Below are 2484 nucleotides of genomic sequence, written 5' to 3' on the forward strand. Positions count from 1 at the left end.
TTCAGGCAAGGCGCCGGCACACCGGAAGGCATGCGCGGCGCGGGCGCTCAGAAACCGGTGCGCAGGGTCAGCAGCACGGTGCGCTGGAATCCGCGCGAGTACGCCCCCGCGAAATAATCGCGGTTGAACAGATTGTTGGCGTTCAGTGAGAGCGACGTCTTCTTGGTGAAGGCGTAGCTCAGCGATGCATCGGCGACCGCATACGTGCCCTGATTGACCGTGATGCCATAGCGCACTGCCGTGGTCGGGCTATAGGCCGTCAGGCCGCCGCCTATCGTCAGGCCGTGCAGCACGCTCGGGAACTGGTAGCTCGTCCACAGCTTGACCGTATGCTTTGGCGCGATCGAACCGAATGGCGACGAGATCGAGTCGAAGCTGTCCTGGTCCAGAAGCTGCGCGTCGGTGTACGTATAGCTCGCGAACATGCGCCATCCTGGCAGCACTTCGCCGTTGGTCGTCAGTTCCACGCCGCGGCTCCGAGCCTTGCCCAGTGCGATCGAAAAATCGGGATTGTTCGGATCGGTCGCCGCGCGGTTTTTCTGGTCGATCTGGAACACCGCCAGCGATGCATCCAGCCGCCCGCCGCCGAACTCGCCCTTGATACCGGCTTCATATTGGCTGCCGGTGATCGGCTTGATCATCTTGCCGTCCGCGGTCAGCGTATCGTCCTGCGGCTGGAAGATGCTGGTGTAACTCGCATAGACCGAATACTGCGAATTCAGGTCGTACACCAGGCCCGCGTAGCCGGTGAACTTGCCGCTGTTGTTGAGTGAATACGGCGTATAGCCGTCATAGTTGAAGACCGAGTCGGGCGAGAGCTTCGACTGATACCAGGACACGCGCCCGCCCACGATCAGCGACAACGGATCGGTAATCGAGATCTTGGTCTGGCCATAGAAGCCGAACTGGCGTGTGTAGGTGTGCAGCACGTCCGTGTCGGTGGGCAGGTTGAGCCAGTTCGGCAGCGGATAATTGATGTTGCGGACATCGACGGGCTGGATGAAGAAGTCGTCGCCATCCGGGCCGAAGTTCTGCTTGTTCATGTCGTTCATCTTCGCGTAATTCAGCCCGATCACCGCCTGATGCGTGCGGCCGAACAACTGGTACGGGCCCGCCGCGGAAAGATCGAAGTTGTACTTGCTCTCGGCTGCATGGTTGTTGGTCGCGGCCATGTTGCCAATGAACGTCGTCGGATCGATGCCGCCCACAATGTTGGACTGGAGGATCGATGAGCGGTCGTACTGATAGTCGAAGACGGCCTTGGCGCTCCAGCCGCCAGCGAGTTTCTGGTGGACTTCGGCGAACACGTCGGTGCTCGAATAGCGATCCTTGTTCCAGCCGGCGCCGTAATAATGGTCGACAGGCAGGTCGCCGTGCGTGCCGTTCGTATAGACCGGCCACAGCCATGGGTCGCTTGTCGTGCGATCCTGATAGCTGATGCCCGCGCGCACGAGCGTGGTGTCGGTGACATCCGCTTCAATCGTGCCGTACAGCACTTTGCTGCGCGAATGCGTGCTGTCCTGAACGCCGTCGGCGCCAGTGTACGACCCCACCACCCGGCCGCGCAGCGTGCCTGCCGCGTTGAGCGGGCCACCCACGTCGATGGTTGCGCCGTTGTTGCCGCGCGTGCCGCCCGTCAGTTCGGCCGTGGCCGTGAACTCTTTCTGCGCGTGCTTGCGCACCAGGTTGATCGCGCCGCCCGGCGAACCAAAGCCGTTGAACAGGCCCGAAGGACCGGTCAGCAATTCGACGTTTTCATAAAGCGCGAGGTCCGGCGAGAACGTGGTCGCCGACGAAGACATGCTGTTGTTGAAGATCGTGGGCGTACCATCGATCAGAAACGAACCAACGGGGAAGCCGCGCGCATAGTATTGCGTGCGGCTGGAATCGCTCTGGAACACCGTCACGCCCGGAGCATAGTTCATGGCCTCCTTGAGCGAGTCGAAGTGTTGTTCCTGAATACGTTCCTGCGGAATCACGCTGACCGACTGCGGCACCTCGCGCGCTGTCACCGGAATTTTCGAGCCGACTGTCGTCTTCGGATTGAGCGCTTCCGCGACCGGATCGCGCTGCGCCGTCACCGTGACTTTCGGCAGCGTTGCACCATCGCCGCTGGTGTCCTGCGCCGCCGGCTGCGGCGATTGCTGCGTCGTGTCCACTGGCGTGGCCGGCGTTTGCGCGTATGCGTGCCCCGCCATCTCCGACAACACGATGCCGGCAATCGCCACGGTCAGGCGACGCGGCCTCAACGAAAATTTGACTATCCCCGGCACTCTCCGATGCTTCGCCTTCATTGTTCACCACTCCCCTTTGATTTGTCGGTGTGTTTCTTGGCGGAGGCGCCCTGCCCGGTGACTGCACACAAACCCGTCTTGACGCGAGTACCGCGAAACTCGCAAATAATACAGTAAATGCGGATCATTCTCATTCACAATTCGCTGTTTTTTTAACAATTGTTGAAGCATCGATACCGCTGCCATAAGG

The 2484-nt window shown here is 60.7% G+C and carries 1 protein-coding gene; it reads right to left on the reverse strand.

What is annotated here, in order from left to right; all coding sequences use genetic code 11:
* Nucleotides 1–47: 47 nt before the first annotated feature.
* The gene (locus ACRWA7_RS09130; protein WP_438392380.1) at nucleotides 48–2294 is read right to left on the reverse strand and encodes a TonB-dependent siderophore receptor; all 2247 of its coding nucleotides are present in this window, start codon (nucleotides 2292–2294) and stop codon (nucleotides 48–50) included.
* Nucleotides 2295–2484 lie beyond the last annotated feature (190 nt).

Source organism: Caballeronia sp. DA-9 (assembly GCF_051615025.1).
GTDB classification, from domain to species: domain Bacteria; phylum Pseudomonadota; class Gammaproteobacteria; order Burkholderiales; family Burkholderiaceae; genus Caballeronia; species Caballeronia sordidicola.